Annotated in this window: 23 protein-coding genes and 1 riboswitch; of the genes, 12 read left to right on the top strand and 11 right to left on the bottom strand. The window is 43.8% G+C overall.

Annotated elements, in window-relative coordinates:
- Window positions 1-94 precede the first annotated feature (94 nt).
- Window positions 95-985 carry a putative PEP-binding protein gene (locus tag P4S58_RS06790; RefSeq protein WP_337163324.1) on the bottom strand — a complete coding sequence of 297 codons (891 nt, stop codon included), beginning with the start codon at window positions 983-985 and terminating at the stop codon, window positions 95-97.
- A 206-nt stretch (window positions 986-1,191) separates the two neighbouring features.
- On the opposite strand from P4S58_RS06790, the gene P4S58_RS06785 reads away from it, so the two are divergent.
- Window positions 1,192-2,256: a 3-deoxy-7-phosphoheptulonate synthase gene (locus P4S58_RS06785; protein ID WP_337163322.1), complete on the top strand. Its 1,065-nt coding sequence runs from the start codon at window positions 1,192-1,194 to the stop codon at window positions 2,254-2,256.
- Window positions 2,257-2,267: 11 nt separating this feature from the next.
- Window positions 2,268-2,750, top strand: coding sequence for a YajQ family cyclic di-GMP-binding protein (locus tag P4S58_RS06780; RefSeq protein WP_102955554.1), 483 nt, complete (start codon window positions 2,268-2,270; stop codon window positions 2,748-2,750).
- A 64-nt stretch (window positions 2,751-2,814) separates the two neighbouring features.
- Here the strand turns inward: P4S58_RS06780 and P4S58_RS06775 are convergent, their stop codons facing one another.
- The gene (locus tag P4S58_RS06775; protein ID WP_337163320.1) at window positions 2,815-3,549 is read right to left on the bottom strand and encodes a chromosome partitioning protein ParA; all 735 of its coding nucleotides are present in this window, start codon (window positions 3,547-3,549) and stop codon (window positions 2,815-2,817) included.
- A gap of 115 nt (window positions 3,550-3,664) precedes the next feature.
- Entirely contained in the window at window positions 3,665-3,823 is a 159-nt protein-coding gene (locus P4S58_RS06770) for a hypothetical protein (RefSeq protein ID WP_042482498.1), read from the bottom strand.
- A 305-nt stretch (window positions 3,824-4,128) separates the two neighbouring features.
- Window positions 4,129-4,227, top strand: a riboswitch (glycine riboswitch).
- A 99-nt stretch (window positions 4,228-4,326) separates the two neighbouring features.
- Between P4S58_RS06770 and P4S58_RS06765 the strand changes: the two genes are divergently transcribed.
- The gene (locus P4S58_RS06765; RefSeq protein WP_042482503.1) at window positions 4,327-5,694 is read left to right on the top strand and encodes an alanine/glycine:cation symporter family protein; all 1,368 of its coding nucleotides are present in this window, start codon (window positions 4,327-4,329) and stop codon (window positions 5,692-5,694) included.
- A gap of 87 nt (window positions 5,695-5,781) precedes the next feature.
- Here the strand turns inward: P4S58_RS06765 and P4S58_RS06760 are convergent, their stop codons facing one another.
- Both P4S58_RS06760 and P4S58_RS06755 read right to left on the bottom strand, forming a co-directional pair.
- Window positions 5,782-6,420 carry a LysE family translocator gene (locus P4S58_RS06760; RefSeq protein WP_042482506.1) on the bottom strand — a complete coding sequence of 213 codons (639 nt, stop codon included), beginning with the start codon at window positions 6,418-6,420 and terminating at the stop codon, window positions 5,782-5,784.
- A gap of 83 nt (window positions 6,421-6,503) precedes the next feature.
- Window positions 6,504-7,859 carry an 8-oxoguanine deaminase gene (locus P4S58_RS06755; protein ID WP_042482508.1) on the bottom strand — a complete coding sequence of 452 codons (1,356 nt, stop codon included), beginning with the start codon at window positions 7,857-7,859 and terminating at the stop codon, window positions 6,504-6,506.
- A gap of 348 nt (window positions 7,860-8,207) precedes the next feature.
- Here P4S58_RS06755 and P4S58_RS06750 point away from each other — a divergent pair, with 348 nt between their 5' ends.
- Complete coding sequence (locus P4S58_RS06750; protein WP_102964445.1) at window positions 8,208-9,101, top strand: DMT family transporter; 894 nt, start codon at window positions 8,208-8,210, stop codon at window positions 9,099-9,101.
- 71 nt (window positions 9,102-9,172) lie between these two features.
- On the opposite strand, the gene hcp-2 is transcribed toward P4S58_RS06750, so the two are convergent.
- On the bottom strand, window positions 9,173-9,691 hold the full coding sequence (gene hcp-2 / locus P4S58_RS06745) for a type VI secretion system effector Hcp-2 (protein ID WP_042482515.1): 519 nt from the start codon (window positions 9,689-9,691) through the stop codon (window positions 9,173-9,175).
- Between the two features lie 257 nt (window positions 9,692-9,948).
- Between hcp-2 and P4S58_RS06740 the strand changes: the two genes are divergently transcribed.
- A complete protein-coding gene (locus P4S58_RS06740; RefSeq protein ID WP_112404715.1) occupies window positions 9,949-11,433 on the top strand; it encodes a carboxypeptidase M32 in 1,485 nt (494 codons plus the stop codon).
- 88 nt (window positions 11,434-11,521) lie between these two features.
- Here P4S58_RS06740 and P4S58_RS06735 read toward each other — a convergent pair whose 3' ends face one another.
- The gene (locus tag P4S58_RS06735) at window positions 11,522-12,004 is read right to left on the bottom strand and encodes a porin (protein ID WP_102955068.1); all 483 of its coding nucleotides are present in this window, start codon (window positions 12,002-12,004) and stop codon (window positions 11,522-11,524) included.
- A 99-nt stretch (window positions 12,005-12,103) separates the two neighbouring features.
- A complete protein-coding gene (gene hrpA / locus P4S58_RS06730) occupies window positions 12,104-16,033 on the bottom strand; it encodes an ATP-dependent RNA helicase HrpA (protein WP_337163310.1) in 3,930 nt (1,309 codons plus the stop codon).
- 183 nt (window positions 16,034-16,216) lie between these two features.
- Between hrpA and P4S58_RS06725 the strand changes: the two genes are divergently transcribed.
- The 3 genes from P4S58_RS06725 to P4S58_RS06715 all read left to right on the top strand — a co-directional run bounded on the left by P4S58_RS06725 (window position 16,217) and on the right by P4S58_RS06715 (window position 18,058).
- Complete coding sequence (locus P4S58_RS06725; protein WP_112404717.1) at window positions 16,217-16,804, top strand: FMN-dependent NADH-azoreductase; 588 nt, start codon at window positions 16,217-16,219, stop codon at window positions 16,802-16,804.
- Between the two features lie 341 nt (window positions 16,805-17,145).
- Window positions 17,146-17,508: a hypothetical protein gene (locus tag P4S58_RS06720; RefSeq protein WP_102987072.1), complete on the top strand. Its 363-nt coding sequence runs from the start codon at window positions 17,146-17,148 to the stop codon at window positions 17,506-17,508.
- A gap of 103 nt (window positions 17,509-17,611) precedes the next feature.
- Window positions 17,612-18,058: a tellurite resistance TerB family protein gene (locus P4S58_RS06715; protein ID WP_337163309.1), complete on the top strand. Its 447-nt coding sequence runs from the start codon at window positions 17,612-17,614 to the stop codon at window positions 18,056-18,058.
- 88 nt (window positions 18,059-18,146) lie between these two features.
- On the opposite strand, the gene P4S58_RS06710 is transcribed toward P4S58_RS06715, so the two are convergent.
- Window positions 18,147-18,677 carry a 3'-5' exonuclease gene (locus P4S58_RS06710; protein ID WP_337163308.1) on the bottom strand — a complete coding sequence of 177 codons (531 nt, stop codon included), beginning with the start codon at window positions 18,675-18,677 and terminating at the stop codon, window positions 18,147-18,149.
- A gap of 325 nt (window positions 18,678-19,002) precedes the next feature.
- Here P4S58_RS06710 and P4S58_RS06705 point away from each other — a divergent pair, with 325 nt between their 5' ends.
- The 4 genes from P4S58_RS06705 (at window position 19,003) to P4S58_RS06690 (ending at window position 25,450) form a co-directional block, all read left to right on the top strand.
- Window positions 19,003-19,635: a DUF2760 domain-containing protein gene (locus P4S58_RS06705; protein WP_102968004.1), complete on the top strand. Its 633-nt coding sequence runs from the start codon at window positions 19,003-19,005 to the stop codon at window positions 19,633-19,635.
- Complete coding sequence (locus tag P4S58_RS06700) at window positions 19,635-21,539, top strand: Hsp70 family protein (protein WP_337163306.1); 1,905 nt, start codon at window positions 19,635-19,637, stop codon at window positions 21,537-21,539. The genes P4S58_RS06705 and P4S58_RS06700 overlap by 1 nt, the downstream gene beginning before the upstream one ends.
- Before the next feature lie 65 nt (window positions 21,540-21,604).
- The gene (locus tag P4S58_RS06695; protein ID WP_337163304.1) at window positions 21,605-24,421 is read left to right on the top strand and encodes an Hsp70 family protein; all 2,817 of its coding nucleotides are present in this window, start codon (window positions 21,605-21,607) and stop codon (window positions 24,419-24,421) included.
- Between the two features lie 480 nt (window positions 24,422-24,901).
- The gene (locus P4S58_RS06690) at window positions 24,902-25,450 is read left to right on the top strand and encodes an MSHA operon transcriptional regulator (protein ID WP_337163302.1); all 549 of its coding nucleotides are present in this window, start codon (window positions 24,902-24,904) and stop codon (window positions 25,448-25,450) included.
- A 112-nt stretch (window positions 25,451-25,562) separates the two neighbouring features.
- Here P4S58_RS06690 and P4S58_RS06685 read toward each other — a convergent pair whose 3' ends face one another.
- Complete coding sequence (locus P4S58_RS06685; protein WP_042482548.1) at window positions 25,563-25,790, bottom strand: hypothetical protein; 228 nt, start codon at window positions 25,788-25,790, stop codon at window positions 25,563-25,565.
- Window positions 25,791-25,951: 161 nt separating this feature from the next.
- Entirely contained in the window at window positions 25,952-26,731 is a 780-nt protein-coding gene (locus P4S58_RS06680) for a GNAT family N-acetyltransferase (protein WP_337163299.1), read from the bottom strand.
- Between the last annotated feature and the right edge of the window lie 79 nt (window positions 26,732-26,810).

The raw sequence follows: 26,810 nt of genomic DNA, 5'->3' as shown, positions 1-26,810 counted from the left end.
GGGATGCAGGATAAAGTGTCAACATTTCGCTAACAAAATTAAGAGATCAGTGATGCTCTCACCAATCTCTTAATTCTCAATCAAGAACAGCGAGTTAAAAGTTAAAAATAGACTCTGGCTGGATGTTTTCTACAAGATGTTCCTGCAGTTTCGGATAGTTTTCCAAACCACGAGTAACAACCACTACAGGCTTTTTAGCCAAGTTTGCAGCAGTTACAGCAAGATTCGCTAATTGACTTACCGCTTCGCTTTCTGGGTTATATAAATAGCTAATCGCATCATTATGTTTATCCACCGCTAACGTCATCTGCGTCAGGTCGTCCCAATCGATGACAACACCATCAAAGTACTGCAGCAGTTTCTCTGCAACCAACGCAGCCGAAGGCACACTACAAACATACAGCACTTTCAGACCATTCAAACCACGTGGTAAACCTTGTTCAGCCAGACGATCAATAATGGTTGCAGCATCGCTCAACGCTCTGACAAACGGTACAACGATCTCTACGTTATGACCTTTCTCTTGCAGTGCTTTGATGACCTTGCACTCTAGAGCAAACGCCGGTGAATACTTGCTAGAAGCAAATCGAGACACACCGCGAACACCCATTGCTGGGTTAACTTCATCTTCTTCTATGCTTCCGCCAATCAGTGCTTTAAACGCATAGCTGTCTGATGAGCTTAAACAAATTCGAATTGAGGCATGTTCAGCACTGATCGACCGCGTAATGCGTTCTACAAGAACTGAGACAAAATGTTCTTCGATCGACTGTCCGTTTAGCAGAGATTTCAAAGAGTTTTGTTCTAACTCAGGAAGCAACTCTACTCCACCCGCAGCCAATGCAGGATGGTAGAACACACTCTCTGCAATCAATTCAGACAGCGATATAAATAAGGCATGGCTACTTTGCTGTGGCTCCGCATTTGGCAGGGTATTTCCCAACACCAATTTTTGATGGATGATTCCTTGTTGTTCAAAACTCATTACTGCTCCAATTACCGTTTTGTTGTTAGCTCGAAAATACCGAGTCAAAGAGAGAAAAACAAGCATATATTCAATAGTTATGATGAAAAACTGAATATATTTTCACTTTACACTTTTTATGAGCGTCAAATGCTCGCAACTGTTTATTCTGACAGCCAAATTCGCTATCTTTAGCGCTTCGCAATAAAAGGACAGGCTATTCTCCTATGCCAACCAAAACAGATGAATTAAGAACCCAAGCGTTGGGACCAATGCCAACTCCGGCAGAACTTAGCCAAGCACATCCAATTACGGAAGAAGTTGCACAACGTATTGCTCACTCTCGCAGACAAATCGAACAGATTCTTACTGGCGAGGACGATCGCCTTTTGGTCATCGTAGGCCCATGTTCTGTACACGATACAGAAGCAGCTTTGGATTACGGCCAGCGTTTAAGTGCAATTCAAGAACAATATAGCAATGAATTGTTTATTGTTATGCGAACTTACTTTGAAAAACCGCGCACAGTTATTGGTTGGAAAGGTTTAATTACCGATCCAAACTTAGATGGGTCCTATGCATTAGAAACTGGTCTAAACAAAGCGCGTAAACTTCTGCTCGATATTAACAAGCTTGGTCTTGCAACCGCGACTGAGTTCTTGGATATGATCACCGGCCAATATATCTCTGATTTGATTACCTGGGGAGCAATTGGCGCGCGTACGACGGAATCTCAAATTCACCGAGAAATGGCTTCTGCCCTGTCTTGTCCTGTCGGTTTTAAGAACGGTACCAATGGCAATGTGAAAATTGCTATTGATGCGATTCGTGCATCACATGCCCAGCACTACTTTTATTCGCCAGATAAAAATGGTCGCATGACGGTTTATCGCACTGCGGGTAACCCTTTCGGTCACATTATCCTACGTGGTGGCGAATCTGGACCAAACTTTGACGCCACATCAATTGATGAAGCGTGTAAGCAACTAGCCCAATTTAATTTGCCGGAACGTCTTGTGGTCGATTTCAGCCACGCGAACTGCGAAAAGCAGCATCGTAAACAATTAGACGTTGCTCAAAACATTTGTGAGCAAATCGAGTCCGGTAGTCATAAAATAGCGGGTATCATGGCTGAAAGTTTTATTGAGGAAGGAAACCAGTCTATGGTTGACCTTGATAATCTGACGTACGGCCAATCTATCACTGACCCTTGTTTGGGCTGGGAAGATACCAAGACAATGCTAGCGATGCTGGCTGAGTCGATAAAAGTACGCCGCTCTAATCAACAATAAGGAAACTTAACATGCCTTCTTTTGATATCGTTTCTGAAGTCGATACTGTTGAAGTACGTAACTCTGTCGAGAACTCTGTACGTGATCTAGCAACACGTTTTGACTTCCGCAACGTTGAAGCCAGTTTTGAACTAAAAAATGAAACGGTAAAACTTACTGCCCCTGACGATTTCCAAATCACTCAGATGATGGACATCTTGCGTAACAACCTCGCGAAACGCGGTGTTGACCCACGTTCAATGGAATCGAAAAAATCGGTACCGTCAGGTAAAACTTGGTCTAAAGAAGTGGTTTTCAGACAAGGTATTGAGACCGATTTAGCGAAGAAAGTCGTTAAGATGATCAAAGATGAGAAGCTAAAAGTTCAAGCTTCAATTCAAGGCGACAAAGTACGCGTAACCGGTAAAAAGCGTGATGATTTACAAGCAGTGATCGCTTTCCTACGTGGTTCTGATTTGGAACAGCCGTTCCAATACAACAACTTCCGCGATTAATAACAAGTGTTGTCACACTAAGTTGAAAAAAACCAGCCACTTGGCTGGTTTTTTCTTTCGACATTCAAAGTCCAAGTTCTTCTGAAAGTGCTTTGATTTGCTCTAAGTCCATCTGATGAATTCTTAGCATTTGATCAATTTGGCTAATTCTCGAACTCGCAGCATCCTGTTTATCACAAGAGTCTGAGGTCGCATCCCATGACTTACCTTCTAAATAAACATCACACTCTTTTTTCAGTGTTTTTAGCTTAGGAACCAACTCGTCACGTTCTTTCTGCAAGGTTTCTACTTCTTGCTTAATTTTCAGCTCTTGCTGGAATAACTCACGAGAACGCTCAAGCATGGTGGTTTGCATATCTGACTGACGATTCAACTTAGCGTTTTGCTGAGTAGTCTGCTCCAGCAGCGCTTTTTGTTCTGCGACTTGCGCTTCCAACGACATATTCACTTTTTCAAGCTCAGTCAGTTGCGATTCAATGTTTGCCAAAGCTTGTTGATGCTTTTGTTCTTGCTCATCCATCGCCGCTGTAAGCTGCTTATCAAACTCTTCTTGGGCTGAGGTTTTATTCTGCTCTGCAACCGCCGCTTCTTCTGTTTTGGTTTCTAAACTCTTCTGATACTGAGCCTCAAGCACTTGGTATGTTTTTTCCCACTTAGAAGCCGTTACTGTAGAACCAATCAGACCTCCAAGTGCCAAACCCAATACAGCAGCCACTGCTATATAAACAACACCCCTTTTATCACGCTGCTCGATGACGACAACATCATCATGATCATCATCTAAATCTGTTTGATTCATTTTTTACTCCCAATATATTGAAAGGGAATGCCATTCCTACCGTTATTTAGATTGACCTGTACTCTTTGATGAAGCTCTGAATTCTGCATCTTGAAGTCACTTAGGTATACAAACATCAGCGGATCAATTCAGCTACAACAACTGTCACAACGTAGATGACAAACGCAGAAACCAAAGTTGTGACAATCCACTTCTGAAATTTCGCGTTAGTACCATATCGGATTAACAGAAAAGCCAGCACCACCAATACAGCGATAGCAATTAACCTGTTCATGGATTCCTCCAATTTGTTGACTTGCTTATATCACGTATTATTGCCCATAAAGTCATGGGAAAGTATATAAATCCGTAACTTGAACCACAATGTTACATTAAATTGATCTAGCGCGTGACATCACATTTTGATTTCGCTAATATCGCCAACGCAAATTATCCATTCACTTGGATAATTGTTCCGATGAAGACTGCAGGAGAGAGGTTATTAATCTAATAAAAAATTGTTAGATTAGTGTTACCCGCCGAAGAAGTAAATCTTTCAGGTGCTTTATTCCGTATTTGGAATAAGCGAGGACTGTAGTTGGAGGAACCTCTGGAGAGAACCGTTAAATCGGTCGCCGAAGGAGCAAGTCCTGCGTTTAGCAGGGTGAAACTCTCAGGCAAAAGGACAGAGGAGTGAAAGGCCCTATTGTGTTCGTTGCATCCAATGCCACGGATCTATTTATATTTTTTAATACCCTTTCTCTCTTCTCCTTATGTGTTATTTTTTAAGGGGAATTCATGACAAACCTTCAATCATTACTACAATCGATCGACAATTTTATTTGGGGTCCACCACTTCTGATATTACTTGTTGGTACAGGTATCTATTTCACATTTCGTTTAGGCTTACTTCAGTTTCGCCATCTACCCACTGCGTTAAAGATGGTCTTTTCCAAAGACAAAAACTCAAACAAAGAAGGTGATGTATCCAGTTTCGCTGCCTTGTGTACTGCCCTATCCGCAACGATAGGCACGGGTAACATCGTGGGCGTAGCTACAGCTATCAAAGTCGGTGGCCCTGGCGCACTGTTCTGGATGTGGTTGGCTGCTGTATTTGGCATGGCGACTAAATACGCCGAATGTCTACTTGCTGTGAAATATCGTAAAACAGACGCAAATGGTCAAATGGTCGGCGGACCAATGTACTACTTACAATACGGCGTTGGCTCAAAAGCACTTGCAGTGTTGTTTGCAATTTTTGCTCTGGGTGTCGCTTGTTTTGGTATTGGTACTTTCCCTCAAGTAAACGCGATTTTAGATGCAACACAGATTTCATTTGGTGTATCACGTGAAGTAACCGCAGTGGTGCTGACTCTGCTAGTGGCATTCGTCACTATCGGCGGTATTCAGTCTATTGCGAAAGTAGCGGGTAAAGTGGTACCAACAATGGCGGTGTTCTACATTGTTGCTTGTCTGAGTGTGATTATCACCAATTCAGATCAACTGTTGAATGCTATTGAGTTGGTTCTGGTTTCTGCTTTCACTTCAACCGCTGCAACAGGTGGTTTCCTTGGCGCAAGCATTATGCTGGCTATCCAATCTGGTATAGCACGCGGCGTATTCTCAAACGAATCCGGCCTTGGTAGTGCTCCAATGGCAGCAGCAGCAGCGAAAACGGACTCTTGTGTACGCCAAGGTTTGATCTCCATGACAGGCACGTTCTTCGATACCATCATCATCTGTACCATGACGGGCTTAGCATTGATTCTTACCGGTGCATGGCAAACAGATTTGGCTGGTGCTGCAATGACAACTCATGCATTCGCTGTTGGCTTAAATGCAAACACGTTGGGGCCAATGCTTGTCTCTATCGGCTTAATGTTCTTCGCATTTACCACCATCTTAGGTTGGAACTATTACGGTGAGCGTTGCGTGGTTTACCTATTGGGGACAAAAGCGGTTCTGCCATATAAGCTAATCTTCATTGCTCTCGTAGCATCAGGCGCTTTCTTGCATTTGGATATGATCTGGATTTTGGCGGATATCGTGAATGGCCTGATGGCGATTCCAAACCTTATCGGTCTGATTGCCCTACGCCATGTTGTGGTTGAAGAGACAAAACGTTACTTTGAAGCGCATGTGACTTATTCAAAAGCTGTTGCTTAACCAAGCAGCTTAACCAAGTATCATTCGACAGATAAAAAAATAGCGCCGCATTGGCGCTATTTTTTATTGCAAACATAATGTTTCAGACTAAACCGTTTCTTTTTCAAATAACAATTTAATGCCTAAAGTCACTAGCACCACACCCGTTGTGCCTTCCATCCAACGCATAAAAGACGCGTTTTTAAGTAGGTTCTTAGCTGAACTTAACGCTGCTGCGAGACCACATTGCCAAATCATAGCAATCACGAAATGAATCGCAGCCATCAATAGAGATTGAAGCAAAGGTGAATGTTCAGGATTAATAAACTGTGGCAAAAATGCTAAGTAAAATACCGCTGTTTTAGGGTTTAATACGTTCGATAAGAAACCTTCACGCAGTGAACGTTTCAAATTCAAAGATGAATGCGTAGCCACTGCTACATTGAGCCCTTGACCAGAAGCCATAAGCGCTCTAAGACTCGATAAACCCAACCAAATTAAATAAGCCGCACCAATCATTTTCACGAAATGAAACAGCTCTGCTGACTGAGCCAAGATCGCTGAAATACCGATTGCAGAAAAGGTAGCGTGGACAAATAGTCCCGTACAAATTCCCAAGCTCGTAGTACAACCATCCGCGAATCCCGCTCGTGAGGTGTTACGAATAACCAGTGCGGTATCCAATCCAGGAGTGAGAGTCAGAATGGTAATAGCAATAAGAAAAGCTTCGAAATTTTGAATGTACATTATCAATCCCTGATGAATTATGAGATCTTCGTTATACAACAAAGATCTCACACTGTCTCTATGACTTTTAAGTTAAAGAATAATTATTTAGCGAGCTGCGCTAAGCGCTTCGCTGCCGCTGAATGACGCTCTAGCAGTTGAGCCATATCAATACCCAACACTTCACCATCTAAAACTCGCCATTGACCAGCCACCATCACTTTATCCGCTTGCTGAGCACCACACAGTAAAAGCGCAGCTAATGGATCGTGACTTCCTGAGAAACGAATATCATCAAGCTTGAACATGGCTATATCGGCTTCTAAACCAACCTCTAACTCCCCGATATCACTGCGTCCCATTGCCGCTGCCGAACCTTTCGTCGCCCAACGTAATGCATCGAAATGGGTCACTTTGGCGGAACCGTATTGAAGTCGCTGCAAATACATCGCCATACGAACTTCGGCAATCATATTCGAACCGTCATTGGAAGCCGAACCATCTACACCCAGCCCTACTTTCACGCCAGCAGATTCCAGTTCTAAGTTCTTACACATTCCTGAAGCAAGCATCATGTTCGAGGTCGGGCAATGTGAAATACCCACCCCTGCTTTACCGAGCCTGATAATTTCTTCTGAGTTGAAATGGATGCCGTGCGCCAGCCAAGTTCTGTCATTAAGCCAACCCACATCTTCCAAATAATCTACCGGCCTCATTCCGAAGCGTTGAATGCAAAAATTCTCTTCATCGATGGTTTCACACAAGTGTGTATGAGTCATAACACCGTCGCGCTCTGCAATACGAGCGGTTTCCTTCATTAAGTCTGTAGTGACCGAGAACGGTGAACACGGTGCTAACGCGATTTGCGTCATTGCTCCATCTTGAGTCTGATGATAATCACGGATTAATCGTTCGCTATCATCAATGATGGTTTGTTCTTTTTGTATGGTCTGCCTTGGCGGAAGACCACCTTCATCCTCGCCTAAACTCATTGATCCACGAGTGAAGATAGTACGCACGCCGAGTTTACGTGCCGTTTCAACCTGTATATCAATGGCGTGTTCAAGTCCTGATGGCAGCAAATAATGGTGGTCTGATGCGGTTGTACAGCCTGAACGCATCAGTTCCACCAGCGCAAGTTCGGTCGCAACACTGTGCATTTCATCGTCAAGATTCGCCCATACCGGATAGAGGCTCTTGAGCCAATGAAAAAGCTCTTTATTCAAAGCGGTTGGATAAGCGCGAGTTAATGTTTGATAAAAATGATGGTGAGCATTGATGAGCCCGGGAGTGACGACGTGATGCGAAGCATCAACAGCGTAGTCATAAGATATTGAAGGTGAAGCGTTTAACGCAACCAGTTCGATAATTTTGTTTCCGCGAATTACCACACCACCACGAGCATCTTTGGTATTCCCTGTATAAATCGCGAGAGGATTTTTAATCCAGATAGTTTGCATTCATAAATATCCTTAGCCGTTTCAACCATTTCAGGGGAAACGGACTTTATTTGTCGCCGTAAGCAGTTCCAACACTTATCTAGGACAACGGTTTTATCGTTAATGAATTTCCAATGAACTTGGCCCTATGTATTTAAACCTAAGAGAATCCTTGCTTCTTTCCAACTAGCATTTTCCCTTTAGACATAAATACCATAACCAATATTCCCGTTTTTAGAAACATTCTTACCGTTTACGGTTCTGTGATAGTAATGAGAATGAAAAACACTTCAGAAAATGCGCGACAACGACGACGTGTAACGATAAAGTATCGCTCTAATTCTGCTTTAAACTAAGTCACCTTTTACTATGCAAACCAACCCTTTGCTGGCAATTCCTGTCGGCGTACGTTTTATGTTTCTTTCTGCGCTCGGCTTCTCCTTGATGACAGCCAGCGTAAAAGCGGTTCATGAATATGGCATTCCTGTCTTTGAAATCGTCGCGGCAAGGGCTCTGGTTTCTTTTGTCATTAGTTATGCTGACGTAAAACGTAAACGCATTTCGGTTTGGGGTAACAATCGCCCATTGCTATTGCTTAGAGGCGCTGTAGGCACGTTTTCACTTATTTGTGTCTACTACTCCGTAACGTCACTACCGCTAGCAGAAGCAACGATTCTTCAATACACGCACCCTATTTTCACCGCGTTGCTAGCCGTGTTCTTTTTGAAAGAACGAATTCAACCAGCAACCTTGATCTGTATTGTGCTATGCATACTGGGTCTATATTGCATCCTATTGCCAGAACTTGATGGTTCCACTGAAGTCAACCTACCCGCATTCAGCGTGATAGTTGCCCTCATTGGCGCTTTTGGTAGCTCTATCGCTTATGTCATTGTTCGTAAGCTAAGCCAAACGGAAGACAGTTCTGTCATCATTTTATACTTCCCAATGATTGCTACTCCCATTTCGATTCTGCTGGTATGGAATGATTTTATATGGCCGGATCTTCATTTGACCTTTATGTTGATTATGATTGGTGTGTTTACACAGATTGGGCAATATGGCTTAACCAAAGCAATGAAAACGCAAGAAGCGGGTAAAGCCTCAGCGTTCTCTTACGTTCAGATCGTATTCTCGATTGTTATCGGACTGGTGTATTTCGAAGAAATTCCAGCTGTGTCTACCTATATCGGTGGTGCTCTTATTGTTGTCGGCGCTTTGTTCAACGTGTTTGGACAACGAATTGCTCTGCGTAGAGCCTAATCATTGATTGAGTGTATACAGATAAAAAAGTCGCCAAACTAGGCGACTTTTTTGTTGGTTTAACTTTAGGCTTACGCTTCAACGGGTTTTCGCCAATCGTCGGAGCCTGACGTACCAGCATTGACGTGATCCCAAGTGATTTTACGGTAAGACATCGACACCGTTAGATTTTGCGTAAAATCTGATTTTGCCGGATCTTGGCAGTGAGGCATTTCACAATGAATATCAACAATCGAAGCATTCTCTAGTTTGGTGACGAAGAAGTTCTCTTGCTTACCTTCAATGGACGTACGGTACCATTTCAACTCAACGGACTTCATTTTCTCACCTGACGCCAAAGCGTTGTACAACAGAGGTACAGCTTTGTTTAACGCTACAGTGAATTTAAACGGTTTATGAACCCGTTGACCTGAAGGTTGACCCGACTGTGGATCCGTTGGAACAGTCACACTGTGGTCAAATTGCTGCACCAGCATTTCATCTTCATGGCCTTCAACAAATGAATCGCCAATTGAATCTGAAGTGCATGCTCCAGACGTAATCAAGCCCTGGGTTTGACCTTCTATCGAGATATAACATGGAGTTGGCATTTTACATTCCTCTTTATCGGTATAAATATCGCGTTATGCGCTAAGTCGCTGAATAAAGAGCAAGTCAAATGCCAAATAATTATCATCAACAAATCAATAAGTTAAATTAAACCATTGAGATATAAAGCAATATCCTGCCTAAAAATAAGTAACTTTCTGCTCAATGAGCAACAAGATTACAACAACTTAATTTGGTGATTAGTTTTTCCCTTGATACACTTTCTGCAAATTTCTTTAAGGATAAAGGAACACTTTCTATGAGTGCATTCAACACCTTAGTTCAACACTTTAAAACCATTTCTCATTTCAGCCACCTATCTGCGATCTGTGGTTGGGACCAAGCTTCAATGATGCCAAATGGCGGCGCTCAGGCTCGCTCTGAAGCGATGGCTGAACTCTCAGTTCATATTCATAGCCTAATGACGAAACCACAGCTTGAAGAGTGGTTTACTTCTGCCGCTTCTGAATCTCTTAATCATCAACAGCTATCTACATTAAGAGAGATGAAACGCCAATGGCAGCAAGCAAATGTGCTTCCGGAAAGCTTAGTTCAGGCGAAATCCCTTGCTGGTTCAAAGTGTGAACACGCTTGGCGGACTCAACGTAAAGAGAACGACTGGGTTGGTTTTGAAAAGAATTGGGCAGAAGTCGTTAAGTTGTCACAAGAAGAAGCCGCAATCAGAGCAGACGCTACAGACCTAACGCCATACGACGCGATGCTGGATATCTATGAACCGGGCACAACCACACAATCTTTGGACGTAGTATTTAATGATGTTAAAAGCTGGCTACCAGACTTAATTGATGCCGCGATAGAAAAGCAGAAATCTGAACAGATCATTATGCCTAATGGTCACTATGCGACTGAGACACAAAAAGCTCTCGGTTTAGATGTAATGAAGTTACTTCAGTTTGACTTCAACCACGGCAGACTCGATGAAAGTGTTCACCCTTTCTGTGGTGGTGTTCCAAGTGACGTTCGTATTACCACTCGCTACAGCGAAAAAGAGTTTGTTCAGTCGCTGATGGGCATAGTGCACGAAACCGGCCACGCACGATATGAACAAGGACTTCCAAAGTCATTAGCTGGCAATCCTGTTGGCGAAGCACGATCAATGGGTATTCATGAATCTCAATCGCTATTTTTTGAAATGCAGGTTGGACGAAACGAAAACTTTATTCACCATCTAGCGGGCTTAGCTGCGACTCATTTTAAGGATAGTGATAAACACGTTCTTGAAGTGGAGAACATGAAGAAGCTCTACACTCGAGTGAAAAGAGATTTTATTCGCGTTGATGCCGACGAACTCACCTATCCTAGCCATGTCATTTTGCGTTATGAAATCGAACGCGATTTAATGAATGGCAAGATCAAACACACTGATGTTCCAGATCTATGGGATGCAAAAATGCAAGCCTACATAGGTCTAAGCACCAAAGACAACTACAGAAATGGCTGCATGCAAGATATCCACTGGACAGATGGGAGCTTCGGGTACTTCCCTAGCTACACGTTAGGTGCCATGTATGCAGCTCAATTTATGGCAGCAATGAAGAAAACGGTAGATGTAAACAGCGTTATACGTAGCGGTGACTTAACACCAATCTTCACTTGGTTGTCGAATAATATCTGGAGTAAAGGCAGCTTATTCACTACTGACGAGTTGGTGACACAAGCCACTGGTGAAACACTGAATGCGGAATTCTTTAAGAAACACCTGACTTCACGTTACTTAGGTTAAGTTTCCTAATCGAAGACGCAAAAAAGCCAGCCTTAGTAGGCTGGCTTTTACGTATCCGCACTCTCAGTGCTTATAGGAACTATCCGACTTATAGGAAGTGGAAAGTCGCGTTTAGTGAGAATGAGTTGATATCTTCGTTATCTAAAGTGTAGCTGTTGTAACTAGCACCAACAGAGAATGGACCCATGATGAAGTATTCAGCACCTACGCCGTACATGATATCTACGCCATCATCGATCTTCGTACCGTTTTGGTCTAGGTCCCAAGAATGTAGGCCACCTTTCGCGTAAACGTGTAGAGGACCAAAATCAATGCTTGGTTTTAATGCAAAGTAAACTGAGCTCGCAGTTTGATCATTGCCAGCGCCGAAATCGAAATCACCGTGCTTTGTATAACCTGCTTCTACACCGATAAATGGCAGAATGCCTGTGCCAGCGTGTACGTTGTAAGAAGTACCCGTTTTGCCTTTAAAGTCAGACTGACCAACAGTTGCACCACCGTAAATCCATGAATCAGCGAACGCTGTTGTTGAAGCTCCGATAAGAGCAATTGCTAATAGAGTCTTTTTCATAATAAACCTTCTTTTATAACGTGAGGCAACAGTCCCAAATTCGGCGATCCGTTGCCACGTGGCGCCAAATTATAGTGATTTCATTCAGCTATGCAAATCTTATACCGAACATGCATCAATAGCGTTCTTAACTCGCTTATCCGAGACAGGATAAGGCGTGCCGAGTTGTTGCGCGAAGAAACTTACTCGAAGTTCCTCAATCATCCAGCGAACTTCTTTGATATTTTCCGGCAATGCCATTCCCTTCGGAACTTTGTTTAACAGCTCTTTGTAATCATTGCGAATCGATTCCACCTTAAGCATATGCAGACGATCTTTATTCGGATCGATCGGCAATTTCTCTAAGCGGCGTTCTATTGCCTTCATGTATCGCAAGATATCCGGTAGTCGTTTCCAGCCACATTCCGTTGCAAAGCCCTTAAATATCAAGCCTTCGATTTGCGCTTTCACATCGGATAATGCAAATGCCATCGTGAAGTCAACCTTACCTTTCAATCGTTTATTGATATTGAATGCCATTGTCAGTATCGCTTCAACTTGCTTCGCAATATCAACCACGGTGTCACCCAGTTCGGCTCTTACAAACTCTTTCAGAGACTCAAACTCTTCTGGCGTCCACGCTAGTCCACCACGCTCTTCAAGTAACTTGTCGATACCACATGCAATGCAGTCATCAATTAAGTCCATCACTTTACCGAACGGGTTGAAATATAATCCAAGTTTAGACTTGTTCGGCAAGTTGGTGTGCAGATATTTAATCGGTGAAGGCACGTTCAGTAAAATCAAACGACGTTGACCTTCGCGCATCGCACTGATTTGCTCTTGCTCAGTTTCAAACAGCTTAATTTCAACGCTGTCTTTTTTGTCTACAAGCGCAGGGTATGCCTTAACGTCAAAACCACCACGTTTCTGCTGATACACTTTTGGCAGTTCACCAAACGACCAAGTGTGTAAACCTGATTGCTCTATGTCGTCATCAGCAACCTGAGAAAGGGTTTCTTGAACTTTCTCTTTTAAGCTCTCTTTCAGCTCGTAGAGATCTTTGTTCTCTTTAAGCTTACGGTTTCGGTGGTCTACCGCTCTAAAGGTGACTTTCAAGTGATCCGCCACCTGCGACAAATTCCAGTCATCACGGGATACTGCAACGCCCGTCATGCGACGCAGTTCTTTCTCTAAAGCGTCAAGTAGAGGCAGTTCCATCGCATTTACTCGCGCCAAGAATGCATCTGCATAGTTAGGTGCGGGTACGAAATTCTTACGCAAGATTTTCGGTAGAGACTTAATCAAACTGACGATAAGTTCATGACGTAAACCCGGTATCTGCCATTCGAAACCTTGTGGTTCAACTTGGTTTAAGATCGGCAGAGGAATATGAACAGTGACACCGTCACTATCCTCACCCGGTTCAAACTGATAACTGAGTTTTAGCTTGAGGCCATTTTGATACCAGAAGTTTGGATAATCTAAATCTGTAATATGGCTAGCATCGCCTTTGAACAGCATCTCTTTTTCAAAGTTCAGCAGCTCTGGCGACGTCTTGCTGGTCGCTTTCCACCAAGTGTCAAAATGACGACCAGAAACCACTTCTTTACCAACACGCTGGTCATAGAATTGGAACAAGTCTTCATCATCAACCAAGATGTCGCGACGACGTGACTTGTGCTCCAGCTCTTCCACTTCTTGCAGTAGCGAGCGGTTAAGTTTGAAGAAGCTGTGTTTGGTTTCCCATTCACCTTCAACAAGCGCACTACGAATAAAGATTTCACGGCTTAATACCGGATCAATGTTGCCGTAGTTCACTAGGCGCTTAGGTACAATCGCAATACCGTAGATCATTACTTTCTCGTACGCCATTACCGCCGCACGTTTCTTCGACCAATGCGGTTCACTGTAGCTGCGTTTGATTAAGTGTTTCGCCAGCGGTTCAATCCATTCAGGCTGGATTTTCGCCACGATACGCGCCCAGAGTTTGGATGTTTCAACTAACTCAGCAGACATCACCCACTTAGGTTGCTTTTTAAACAAGCCAGAGGCTGGGAAAATATTGAAGCGAGCGTTGCGAGCACCTTGATACTCGTTCTTCTCTGGGTCTTTGATACCAATGTGCGATAACAAACCAACAAGAATAGCGGTATGAACACCTTCATAGCTGCCCTGTTCGTCGTTGAGCTTATAATCCATTTCACGCATTGACTGATGCAATTGGAAGTAAACATCCTGCCACTCGCGAATGCGCAAATAGTTGAGGTAATCTTGCTTACATTGACGGCGGAACTGGTTACCCGTGAGCGCTTTCTGTTGTTGCTTGATGTATTCCCATAAGTTCACAAACGTTAGGAAGTCAGACTCTTCATGATGGAAACGACGATGTTTTTCATCCGAAGACTGCTGCTTATCACTTGGTCTCTCACGCGGATCTTGAATAGAGAGCGCAGAAGCAATGATCATCACTTCTTTTAAACAACCCATGCGTGGCGCTTCCAACACCATACGAGCTAAACGAGGGTCAATTGGCAAGCGAGCCAGTTTACGCCCCACTTCGGTAAGTTGTTTATTGCTGTTTTTCGATTCTTCTTTAACCGCTCCGAGCTCTTCAAGCAAACGCACACCGTCTTGAATGTTGCGTTTATCTGGCGCTTCGACAAATGGGAAGGCTTCAATATCACCCAGACCAAGTGCAGTCATTTGTAGAATAACCGACGCTAAGTTGGTACGCAGAATTTCAGGATCGGTGAACTCCGGACGCGAGTTAAAATCTTCCTCGGAGTACAGGCGGATACAGATACCCTCTTCCACACGACCACAACGGCCTTTACGCTGGTTGGCGCTTGCCTGAGAAATAGGTTCAATAGGAAGACGCTGAACTTTAGTTCGGTAGCTGTAACGACTGATGCGCGCTGTACCTGGGTCGATCACATATTTGATACCCGGTACGGTAAGCGATGTTTCCGCCACGTTGGTCGCCAATACAATTCGACGACCAGCATGCGGTTGGAAAATCTTGTTTTGTTCACCGGCTGAAAGGCGAGCATACAAAGGAACGATTTCAGTATCACGAAGGTTACGTTTCGATAACGCATCCGCCGTATCACGAATTTCGCGCTCACCGTTCATAAAGATCAGAATATCGCCTAAGCCTTCATCGCAAAGCTCGTCTACCGCTTCAAAAATGCCTTCAAGCTGATCACGTTCACTATCTTCGTCGCTCGACAATGGGCGGTAACGAGTATCCACCGGATATGTACGTCCAGACACTTCAATGATAGGTGCATTGTTAAAGTGGTTTGAGAAACGTTCAGGGTCGATCGTTGCCGAGGTAATGATAACTTTCAGATCAGGGCGACGCGGCAACAACTGTTTCAAATAACCGAGGATAAAGTCGATATTTAAGCTACGCTCGTGCGCTTCATCGATAATGATGGTGTCATATTGGTTGAGAAAACGGTCGTGCTGAATTTCAGCCAGTAAAATACCGTCTGTCATCAACTTGATTTGTGTTTGATTCGAAATTTGGTCGTTGAATCGAACTTTATAACCGACAAAATTGCCCAGTTCGGTTTCCATCTCTTCTGCAATACGGGTTGCAACTGAACGAGCAGCAAGACGACGCGGCTGAGTATGACCAATCAGGCCATATTTACCTCGACCAAGCTCAGCACAAATTTTTGGTAGCTGAGTAGTTTTACCTGAACCTGTTTCACCAGCAACGATAACCACTTGGTTCTCTTGAATCGCTTTCGCAATGTCGTCGCGCTTTTGACTGACAGGAAGAAGCTCTGGGTATTCGATAGTGACTTTCTGGTTGATTCGCTGCTGCACGACCATCATAGATTGTGCGATATCTAAAGCGATTTCATCAAACACGGCATGACGAGCAGCATCTTTTTTGATTTTACTTGCGCCCGAAATACGCTTGCTTAATCGAAAGCGATCTTTCAGCAAACATTGCTTCAGTGCTTTCTTCAGAGATTCTGCACTGTTCGCTTTTGCTGAGTTATTCGTTTCTGTATTTGGCTGTGACTGAGTCAAAGCGTTTACCTATTCTTTTAATTAACAAAACTGCGCGGATTGTATCACAGAGTGCGGTCAGGATTAGCAATTCCTCTTATTCAATTTTTTTGAATGAGTCATGCAAATATTCCTGCTTCTTATGTGTCATAGCTCTCATTATGATGTAACCATCAATGTGATACCTCCAGTAAAGGAAAAATTATGTCTCAAGTACTTGCACTTAAATCCAGCATCCTTGGTGATTACTCTCAATCAAGTAAACTGATTGATGCTTACCTAACCAAATTCGATCAAGATAAACTCGTTGTTCGTGATCTGGCTGCTTCTCCTCTTCCAGTACTTGATTTATCAGTAGCAACAGCACTTCGCGCTACGGATGATCTGACTGCAGAGCAAAAAGAAATTGTTGAACTTTCAGACGCTCTAATCGCTGAAATCAACGCGGCAGATACACTTGTTATCGCAGCACCTATGTACAACTTCACAATTCCAACTCAGCTTAAAAACTGGTTTGACTTGATTGCTCGCGCTGGTGTGACATTCAAGTACACAGAAACAGGCGTTCAAGGTCTAATCGAAGGCAAGAAAGCTGTTGTTATCACGACTCGCGGTGGTATCCATAAAGATTCTGCAACTGACAACGTGACGCCTTACCTAAAAACGATTCTAGGTTTTGTTGGTATTACAAACGTTGAGTTTGTATACGCAGAAGCCCTAAACATGGGCGATGAACCAGCGGCTAAAGGGATTGAATCAGCACAATCTCAACTAGAAGCTATCGCACTGTAATCTCCAATCGTTGTATACCCAAACTACTTGGAGTTGCAGGTAGGCGGCAAGCGAGTGAATCCCCATGAGCATAGATAACTATGTGATTGGGGTGAACGAACGTAGCCAACACCGCTGCAGCTTCAAGTAGGAAGGGGATAAAGCTACAACATAGCCAGTAGTCCATAACTCAGTGCATTCAAAGCAGTCCATCAAGGGCTGCTTTTTTATAGGTACTGCCTAAATTGGACAAATTTAGTGGCACGCCCCACATTTATTAAGAGAATGAGGTTAAGAATACTTAGTTTTCATGACGTTTGGCCGTTAATATACGCAGACTGGAATACCAATAAGACCACATTTTGAAAGCATCAGAACTTAAAGCGTTATTAGACTCACTTCCACAAGACTTCGACCCAGATATCGTGATGGGTGAAGATTGGCTGCCAGAGCGCTTGATCAATACGCATCTTAATGACGATTTCTTGTTTCTGGAATTCGACAATGCACCAGAAGAAGATCAAGGCGAAGAAGAAGGCCGAGGATTTGTCGAACATGAAATTGAGATGATTCGCAGCCAAATTGAAAGCCTTTTGCGTGAAGAAGACAAAGGCATTAAAACCAAAGCAGAAATGTTGCTGACCTTACTGGTGATGGCTCATGAGCGTACCAGCTCAGAATTTATTGAATTGATTGAACCTTTTGTCTCCGATGATGATTACTAGTCTTCCCTTTCTCGCTGATATAGCTAAACCCGATTGAACTGTTTGGCTTAAAATCGGTCTTTAAAATTAATAGATGAAATATATAAGTGAGTGAGATTTCATTATGTTCAACGCAATTACCTCTTTGTTCAAACAGTTGCTCGATGGCCAAGACCTAAGCCAGCAAAAACAGAGCCCAAACCTTGCGATCGCATGCTTATTGAGTGAAGTTGCGGGCGCTGACTACCAAACAGATAGCAAGGAGCAGGAAGCCAAACTGCATCTGGTTCAACGCTTATTAGGTTTAAATGAAACCGAGGCTGAATCTTTAATTATCAAAGCGGAAGAACAAATTAAACAGTCTGCCTCACTGTACGATTTCACTTCTCAGTTACGTGAGCTTTCACAAGAAACACGTTTTGAACTGATAAAAGCGATGTGGGAAGTTGCCCACGCTGACGGCGAAATTGACCCATTGGAAGATGCCGTCATTCGTAAAGCATCAGAGCTACTTTACGTAGACCACCACCAGTTTATTCGCGCGAAACTGATGACGGCAAATAAGCAATAAACCGCGACAGATACAACAAAGGGCACTTCAGTGCCCTTTGTTTTGATAATCAGCGGTTTTGATGCTCAACTGTTTTGATGAGCGATTTTTAAAGCATAGTTAATGCAAGCTTCGCTAAGTTGTAAGCATCCACGTATCCTGAATGCTGGCGACCTTCCCACTCAATTCCTTTCCCTTCTTGAGCCGCTCGATGGCCAATACGTTTATCTTTAAGGCGATTTTGAATGCGGTATAGGGTGGCGAGATTAAGGAACTCTTTAAACGGCACATCAATTCCCTTTTGTTGGCACTCATTGATTAAGATTTGATCATCTCGTCCCCAAGACGCGTAAATCTTATGTGGACCACCAAAATTCTTCACCATCGACTTTAACACTTCAGCCAATGGGCGACCTTGCTTCTCTATTTTTTTCGGTGTGATACCCGTTAACTCGGTACAAAACAGCGAAATTTCGTCATGTTCAGGTTTAACGTAATACTGAGCGCGTTTTACGACCTCTCCTGCCGATAAATCAATTTCAGCCAGCCCTATTTCAATGATCTCGCCAGTCGTGCCCACTCCGTTTTCATTCCAACAGCACATTTCCAAATCGAAGCAAACAACACGGTTATAGTTCATTGGTAAATCTGGTCCCTTTCTTTTAAAGCTGAAAATCTAAAACTGAAAAGCCGCTATGTTACCTGAACAAAAGTCAAAACTCGACGCTCAAACGTAATTTAGCCTGAGTAAGCCACGCACAGTGAACTCATTTGCCTACTTATTCTTCAACAGTGTTTAAAAGATAGTCTATTGAACGAGATTAATAGTGAGAAAACCGCATTTCTGTAAGCCTTAATCCTTGAATATGGTAAGATTCGCCCCTATTTTTTTGCTAACTTTTATCTAGTCGTGCAGTAATTTTGCTCAACATTTTCTGCATTCATCCATCTATAGAGAATTCATCATGAACTTCGATTTAAACGCCATTCCAACCACTTTCGATATCCTTCATGCTGGTTTAGCCGCGTCTAGCGTTCTGCTTCTACTTATTGCCGTATCTCGTAAATCCAAAGTGGTCGAGAAAGTGGTTGAGAAACCAGTAGAAAAAATTGTGGAAGTGGAAAAGCCGGTTGAAAAGATCGTTGAAGTGGAAAAAATTGTCGAAGTTGAAAAAATCGTCGAGAAAGTGGTCGAAGTTGAATCAAAACTGGCAACAGCCAATACAGACTCTGCAATGCAATTGCTTTCTCTGTTCCAACAAGAAGCGCGTCTCATTGATTTCCTAAAAGAAGACGTAGCTGGTTTTTCTGACGAAGAAGTCGGTGCCGCTGCTCGTGTAATCCACGCTGGTGGTCAAAAAGTGTTAAAAGAGTATGTTTCTCTTTCTCCTGTACGCAGTGAAGACGAAGAAAGTCGTATCACGTTGGAAGAAGGCTTCAATGCTCAGCAAGTTAGATTGGTAGGCAATGTTTCTGGCTCTGCGCCGTTCACTGGCACTCTGATTCATAAAGGTTGGAAAGCGGACTCTATGACGCTGCCAAAACTTGCTGAAAACTACGATGCTTCAATTATTGCTCCGGCAGAGGTTGAGCTGTAATGGAACAAAACGCAAAATTCAGTATTGGTATTGACCTAGGAACCACGCACAGCGTTCTCGCTTATGTTGATACGCAAGCGGAAAACCCAGCGGTTAAAGTCATGGGCATCGCTCAGATGACAGCACCGGGTACTGTTGAAACCCGCGAACAGCTCGGTTCGTTTTTATACCAGCCTCATGAACATGAAATGTCAGAGGCTTCCAGAAAGCTTCCTTGGACAGATACACCACCAGCCTTGGTTGGCGCAATTGCGCGTAATCTTGGTGTGAAAACGCCGATTCGTCTGATTGCCAGTGCGAAATCTTGGTTGTGTCATGGTGGCGTGAATCGTCGCGATGCGTTTCTACCTCAAGGTAGCCCTGAAGATGTGGCAAAAGTTTCGCCACTGCGTGCGACTGAGCTTTACTTAGAGCATATTAAGCAAGCTTGGGACCATGAGCACCCTGCTCACCCAATTTCAGAACAAGATGTCACCATTACTGTACCTGCATCTTTCGACCCAGCAGCTCGTGATCTTACCGCTGAAGCGGCTCGTAATGTGGGGTTCACCCATTTAACTCTGTTAGAAGAGCCACAAGCAGCGCTTTATAGCTGGATTAACAACAGCAGTGATGCTTGGCGCAATGAAGTGTCCGTCGGTGAAGTCATTCTGGTGGTTGATATCGGTGGCGGTACAACTGACTTATCTTTGGTGGAAGTCACGGAAGATCAGGGCAATCTTTCACTGAACCGTATTGCGGTTGGTGAACATATTTTGCTGGGTGGCGACAACATGGATCTAGCGCTTGCCTACCGTCTGAAAATGAAGCTTGCTCAAGAAGGCAAAGAACTCCAACCGTGGCAAGTACAGGCAATGACGCACGCTTGTCGCGATGCTAAAGAAGCGCTTCTGAAAGATTCTGAACTACAATCTGTACCGATTGTGGTGCCAAGCCGCGGTTCTAAACTATTGGGCGCGACGTTAAAAACGGAATTAACTAAAGAAGAAGTACAGCAAACACTGGTTGATGGTTTCTTCCCGCAAGTTGCTATCACAGATCACCCTGTGCAAAAACCTCGTGGCGCTTTGACTCATATGGGTCTGCCGTATGCACAAGATGCCGGTATTACTCGTCACATCGCGGCTTTCTTGTCAAAGCAAGCCGATGCTCAAGCAAACGGTGAGAACAGCGGTCAGAGCTATGGCGAGCCTGCGCCATTCAATATGGCGGGGATTCCGGGTATGTCTGCGCCGGTGGCAAATTTCATCAAGCCTAACGCAGTTTTGTTTAACGGTGGTGTGCTTAAGTCTGATCTGTTAGCGAACAGACTGTTTACTACCATTAACCAATGGCTAAGCAGCGCACAAGCTGCTCAGGCGAAACGTCTTACTGGTCTTGACCTAGATCTCGCTGTTGCAAGCGGCGCAGCATACTACGGTAACGTGCGTCGTGGACAAGGTGTTCGAATTCGTGGTGGTATTGCTTCAGCTTATTACGTCGGTATTGAAAGTGCGATGCCTGCTATTCCGGGTATGGCTCCGCCAATGGAAGCTCTTTGTGTTGCACCATTTGGCATGGAAGAAGGTTCACATGTTGAAGTTCCAAGCCAACACTTTGGCCTTGTGATTGGTCAACCAGTTCACTTCCAGTTCTTTGGTTCAACCACTCGCCGAGATGATATTGCAGGTACTCACCTTGATTATTGGGCACCAGAGGAGCTGGAAGAATTGCCTGAAATTCAAGTTACACTGCCTGTTTCAGAAGGACGTCGTGAAGGAGAAGTGGTTCCTGTGACTCTTGCTTCACGAGTGACTGAGTTGGGGACTCTTTATCTAGAAGCGATTGCAGCGGACAACGGCCAAAAGTGGCATGTTGAATTCGATGTAAGAGAATCAAGCGAAGATTCTCAGCAGCAACATTAATCTTTAAACGGCATCCCTAGCGATGCCGTTTATCTATCTGAATATATAACGAGGTTTCTATTATTATGGCAGCACCGCGTTTTCTTGTCGGGATCGATTTAGGTACCACTAATACAGTGGTCGCATTCTGTGAACTGATGGATGATCTCGAACATGCCGCTGTAGAACTCTTTCCTATTGATCAGTTAATAGGCCCCGGTGAAGTGGTTCGTAAACCACTGTTACCTTCATTTAGATACCACCCTGCACCGGGTCAAATTGCGGCCAGCGATTTAACCCTGCCTTGGGATAACCACCCCGTCGAAGGCGACACCGAACTCGCTATTATTGGCCAGTGGGCAAGAGATTTAGGAGCAAAGGTCGAAGGGCGACAAGTCTCAAGTGCAAAAAGCTGGTTGTCTCATCCAAGTGTGGATCGCTCTGAAGCCATTCTTCCTTGGGCTGGTGCAGCTGATGTCGAAAAAGTCTCCCCTGTAGTAGCAAGCGCCAGTTATCTCAACCATATCCGCCAAGCGTGGAACTACCGACATCCAAGTAATCCTCTGGAAGCTCAGGAAGTTGTCGTCACCGTTCCGGCTTCATTTGATGAAACCGCGCGAAACCTGACCTTAGAAGCGGCCAAGCTGGCTGGTTTAAACAACATAATTCTGTTAGAAGAGCCACAAGCGGTCTGTTATGACTGGTATTCACGCCATAAAGATTCTGCTGATGAACAGCTGTCAGAAATTCCACTAATTTTAGTTTGTGATGTGGGCGGTGGTACCACCGACTTAAGTTTGATTGAAGCGAAGTTTGAAAGCGGAGAGCTGACTTTAAACCGTATTGGCGTTGGTGAACACCTAATGCTTGGCGGTGACAACCTCGACCTAGCACTCGCTCATTTAGCAGAAAGCCGATTTAATCAAAGTAAGAAGCTCACTGCGGCGGGATTAACAAAGCTTATTCAGCAAACCCGACAAGCGAAAGAAAACTTGCTCTCCGGTAACGCACCAGAGACAGTGAAAATCACCATGTTGGGCAGCGGTTCAAAACTGCTTGGCGGTACAAAGAGCGTCAGCTTAACTAAACAGGAAGTTCACCAGATTGCATTAGATGGTTTCTTCCCTGTGTCTGATTTCTCTGAACTGCCAAACAAACGTCGTAGCGCGATGATGGAGTTTGGTCTGCCTTATGTTGCCGACCCTGCAGTCAGTAAACACGTAGCAGAGTTTCTTACTCAGCATCAGCAAGTGTCCAAAGCAGCACTAAACGAAACGGAGCTTAGCTCCCCTTCAATCCCTGTTGGTCTGTTGCTAAACGGCGGTGTTTTTAACAGTGACTTAATCACAGAACGCATGTTGAGCCTGCTGGGTCACTGGCGTGGTGAAGCCATTACCCAACTGGACAACCCTCATCCAGACTGGTCGGTTGCTTTGGGCGCGGTGGCTTTTGCCAAAGCACGCCGTGGCGCACAACTGAAAATCGGTGGTGGCTCTGCCCGTTCTTATTTCCTTCATTTGAAAGAAAAAAACAGCATGGGCAAAGCGTTGTGCCTGTTGGCAAAAGGAACGGAAGAAGGTCAAGAAATTCGTCTAAGCAGCCGTCGTTTCTCGCTAACGCTAGGTATGCCCGTTCGTTTTAACCTGCTTACCTCAACGCACGATCAAATCGCTGACAACACCAGAATACAAAATGGTGTACTCGTTGAGATTGATGCAGATAAGTTCCAGCCTTTGCCACCTTACATCACTACGTTACAGGGTGACGACAATATTCAATTACAGGCAAACCAAAAGCAACGCGAAGAGGTATTTATTGCTTGCCAGTTGACCGAAGTCGGCACACTGAAAATGGAGTGTGTATCCACCAGCGATGAGAACAAACGCTGGCTAATGGAGTTTGAAGTACGTAACAGCAGCCAAGCTCAGAACAATGAAGAATCAGAAAAGCCGAATCCAAAACTTGAACAGGCGAAAACACTGGTGACGCAAATATACAGCGGTAATAAAAACAGCGCTGATAGCAAAGCCGTGAAAACCTTGAACAAAGATCTGGAGAAACTACTAGGTAAACGCGACGAGTGGGATTTTTCCGTTTTGCGTTCCCTATTTGATACTTTGGCACAGGGAAGAAAACGTCGTCGTCGCTCTGAACAACATGAAAAGAACTGGTTACGATTAGCCGGTTTTGCATTGCGACCAGGTTTTGGTGATGCCACAGACAGTTGGCGAATCGAACAGATTTGGGGTTTATACCAACAAGGCATTCAGTTCCAAAACCACCAAGGCTGGAGCGACTGGTGGGTATTCTGGCGTCGTATCGCGGGCGGGTTAAACCAAGAGCAGCAAGAGACACTGCTGGCGGATATTGCTAAGTATCTGCATCCCGGTGCTTCACGAAATCCGAAATCTCAGCAAGAAGCGCAAGATAAAGGTTACGAAGCCATGGTTCGCTTAGCCGCTTCGTTAGAACATCTGGACGTGGAAGATAAAGTTCTACTGGCAACTTGGTTTATTAATAAAGCCCTGAACCAAACTCAGTATGAACAAGCTCATTGGTGGGCTGTCGGTCGTCTGTTGTCTCGTACACCTCTGTATGGCAGTGCACACAATGTCGTTGCTCGTGAGCAGGTTCAGCAATGGTTACCAAAACTGCTAGACAAAGACTGGCTGAAAGAACCAATGATCGCGTTTGCAGCAGTGATGATTTGCCGTAAAACTGGCGATAGAACGCTGGATATCTCAGACGATTTTAGAACTTTGGTTCTTGAGAAACTCAAGCAAAGCCGAGCGCCTGAAGCTTGGATACAGTTGGTCGAAAATGTCAGTGAACTGAGTGAAACAGAGTCTAAGCGTATTTTTGGTGATGCCTTACCCCATGGTTTAACGCTCATTTCTCACTAACAAAATCTAAACTGAAGCCGCCTTAAACGTCTCGTTAAGCGGCTTCAGTTTTTTGAAAATTCCCTCTTCGTTAAAACGAACTATGCTCAAACTCTCTTTCATCGTTCATTTCTATATATATTTTCTTTCAATTAGACGAAAAAATGCGCATTTTTAGACTCGCATTTGAGCTATGAACCGTTGTAGAATGTGCGCCCTCGCAGCCCGAGTGGCTAACTCACTGTAAGCGGCGAGAAATTCTCTACTCGATTTGAATTTGCAAACCATAGAGACGTTGCTGAATTAAATTACTTAGCGAATGTGATTTGCCTAAGTGAATACCATCAACCTTATTGCAGATTCAGTTGAGAAGAGTATAAGTTGATTTACACTCAAATGAGTTCAACCCAAGGTGTAGATCGTTTTCGATACCTTATATTCGAAATGGCAATAACTTTCGTATTAACTTCTTACAGCATTACTTAAAGATCGTGAAAGCCAATGAATCAAGATAAGTTTACTAACGTTTATCGTCTGCCGGGTTCTATTCAGGTTCGTATTGCTAAATGGCAAGCGACGTTTCGTGGCACCTCGGATATTGTGTTGCACAATGCACTCATCGTTCGAAACAAGCAATTCCAAAAACCAGATTTTCTACCCAGAGGCTGGTGCCTGACACCTTTCTCTGAAGACGATATTTCTATCACTCATCATGGCAAATACATTCAAACAACTATGCTCACCATGATTGACAAGAAAGTGTCGTACAAACGTGTTTATTTGTCTCGTGTACCCCTTGAGCAGGCAGAGCCAGCTTTACGCCAGTACAAAATAGAATGGATGCGTAAGTACAACGATATCGTCAACAAATACAATAAGATAAAGAAAAAAGAGTTAATGGTTCACGCTTGGGAGGAAGTTGAGACTCTTTACCCTTCTATCCCTAAAGCACAATTTGATAAGAATCTATGGAACAAGCTGGTGATCTCTCAGTTTGGGCCAGAGCGCAAATACTCTAATCCATACTTTGTAAAGAAAGCCGATTTTTAGCTCTTGTTTATCTGCAAACAAACGAAGCTTAGCTCTAAAATATTTAAGGCTCATGTGAATTCACATGAGCCTTTTTGCTTTTAACTAATTATACGTTCAAGCTTTTGTTTGATCAGTGTTGAACGCCAGATGGATTAGAGCCGAAATCAGATTGTTGATAGATATCGGCAAGGGATTTGTTTTTGTGCTTTGTGGCATGACGTCGAGACCGTTTCGGTTCAAATTCTTGCTCGACATGTTTGAGTGTGGCTTCGTGTTCCTTAGCCATTTCTATAAACTCAGGGTTAGACATCGCCTCTTGGCGTAGGCGGTTAATGCGTTCTAATGTTTCTAACAACATAAGTTACCTCCTCTAGCACTGTTTATGTGTACAGTATAGATAAGGTTACACAATTGTCAATAAAACACTGGTTATTAACACAGTAATTGTGCTTTAGCTCTTACTTCATGATCTTTAAGGATCCTTAATTATTCATGTAGTAAATATTTGTTTTAAATAGGTTAGTTAAGATCTGGGTGTCGATAGAAATACGGTGTGGTTTTAGCGATAACTTTAAAACCGTATCGCTCAACAATAGGTCGACTCATCTCAGAAGCGTCAATATACAGGTATTGCTTACCCGCGAGGATTGAGTCTCTGATGCGCTGCTTGAGCAATGCTTGATAATACCCTCGCCCACGGTGAGTTTGAACCGTACTTCCGCCCCAAATCCCAGCAAATGGTGACGTGTCACTGTTGAAGATCACCCACGCAGAAGAAACTGGCAGGTTACCATCATAGATAACATAAATACGGATGTTCTCAGGACGAGTTTGTTTGAGGTTCAACAGATGCAAAAAATAACCACTGCAATCTTCACCTGTTTGAGATTGCTTGACTGCAATTGCATCACGGATTCCACGTTCATCAAACACCTCAACGCACTGAGTCTGAAGTTCCGGGACTGAATCATAGACACGGAGATCCAAAACCATGAAGGACTCTGGATCTTGTTCATAAAAGCCTTTGTTGAGAAGCGTCCTGTCGATATCGCTTGGCTTGTCGAAATCATAGACTTTCCACTCAAAGTTTTTACCTAAACGGTAGAAATATTCCATTTGCTGATCAATAACTTCAGACGCCTTTGAGGTATCTAAATTGAAATAAGCAATAAAGCTCCCATCTTCATCGGGAGAGACCACTCTAACAAGCGTATTATCCAAATAGATCTCCCAACCGGGTACTTCAATTTGCATGCGCTCATGACGGTTAAATTGAGTCATGATTTCAGCTGCGTTCAAGGCATTTCCTCTCGAAAACAAAAAATTGAGACATTTAAGATCGATTGACCTGATATTGTGCGCGGCATTATCTACTTAG

The organism is Vibrio sp. Hal054 (assembly GCF_037162405.1).
Taxonomy (GTDB): Bacteria; Pseudomonadota; Gammaproteobacteria; order Enterobacterales; family Vibrionaceae; genus Vibrio; species Vibrio diazotrophicus.
Note: the sequence above shows the minus strand (reverse complement) of the source record. Positions and strands in the feature narration are given on the sequence as shown.

Coding starts and splice junctions, on each gene's coding strand:
- P4S58_RS06790 (WP_337163324.1), bottom strand. CDS start 985: ATGAGTTTTGAACAACAAGGAATCATCCATCAAAAATTGGTGTTGGGA.
- P4S58_RS06785 (WP_337163322.1), top strand. CDS start 1,192: ATGCCAACCAAAACAGATGAATTAAGAACCCAAGCGTTGGGACCAATG.
- P4S58_RS06780 (WP_102955554.1), top strand. CDS start 2,268: ATGCCTTCTTTTGATATCGTTTCTGAAGTCGATACTGTTGAAGTACGT.
- P4S58_RS06775 (WP_337163320.1), bottom strand. CDS start 3,549: ATGAATCAAACAGATTTAGATGATGATCATGATGATGTTGTCGTCATC.
- P4S58_RS06770 (WP_042482498.1), bottom strand. CDS start 3,823: ATGAACAGGTTAATTGCTATCGCTGTATTGGTGGTGCTGGCTTTTCTG.
- P4S58_RS06765 (WP_042482503.1), top strand. CDS start 4,327: ATGACAAACCTTCAATCATTACTACAATCGATCGACAATTTTATTTGG.
- P4S58_RS06760 (WP_042482506.1), bottom strand. CDS start 6,420: ATGTACATTCAAAATTTCGAAGCTTTTCTTATTGCTATTACCATTCTG.
- P4S58_RS06755 (WP_042482508.1), bottom strand. CDS start 7,859: ATGCAAACTATCTGGATTAAAAATCCTCTCGCGATTTATACAGGGAAT.
- P4S58_RS06750 (WP_102964445.1), top strand. CDS start 8,208: ATGCAAACCAACCCTTTGCTGGCAATTCCTGTCGGCGTACGTTTTATG.
- hcp-2 (WP_042482515.1), bottom strand. CDS start 9,691: ATGCCAACTCCATGTTATATCTCGATAGAAGGTCAAACCCAGGGCTTG.
- P4S58_RS06740 (WP_112404715.1), top strand. CDS start 9,949: ATGAGTGCATTCAACACCTTAGTTCAACACTTTAAAACCATTTCTCAT.
- P4S58_RS06735 (WP_102955068.1), bottom strand. CDS start 12,004: ATGAAAAAGACTCTATTAGCAATTGCTCTTATCGGAGCTTCAACAACA.
- P4S58_RS06725 (WP_112404717.1), top strand. CDS start 16,217: ATGTCTCAAGTACTTGCACTTAAATCCAGCATCCTTGGTGATTACTCT.
- P4S58_RS06715 (WP_337163309.1), top strand. CDS start 17,612: ATGTTCAACGCAATTACCTCTTTGTTCAAACAGTTGCTCGATGGCCAA.
- P4S58_RS06710 (WP_337163308.1), bottom strand. CDS start 18,677: ATGAACTATAACCGTGTTGTTTGCTTCGATTTGGAAATGTGCTGTTGG.
- P4S58_RS06705 (WP_102968004.1), top strand. CDS start 19,003: ATGAACTTCGATTTAAACGCCATTCCAACCACTTTCGATATCCTTCAT.
- P4S58_RS06700 (WP_337163306.1), top strand. CDS start 19,635: ATGGAACAAAACGCAAAATTCAGTATTGGTATTGACCTAGGAACCACG.
- P4S58_RS06695 (WP_337163304.1), top strand. CDS start 21,605: ATGGCAGCACCGCGTTTTCTTGTCGGGATCGATTTAGGTACCACTAAT.
- P4S58_RS06690 (WP_337163302.1), top strand. CDS start 24,902: ATGAATCAAGATAAGTTTACTAACGTTTATCGTCTGCCGGGTTCTATT.
- P4S58_RS06685 (WP_042482548.1), bottom strand. CDS start 25,790: ATGTTGTTAGAAACATTAGAACGCATTAACCGCCTACGCCAAGAGGCG.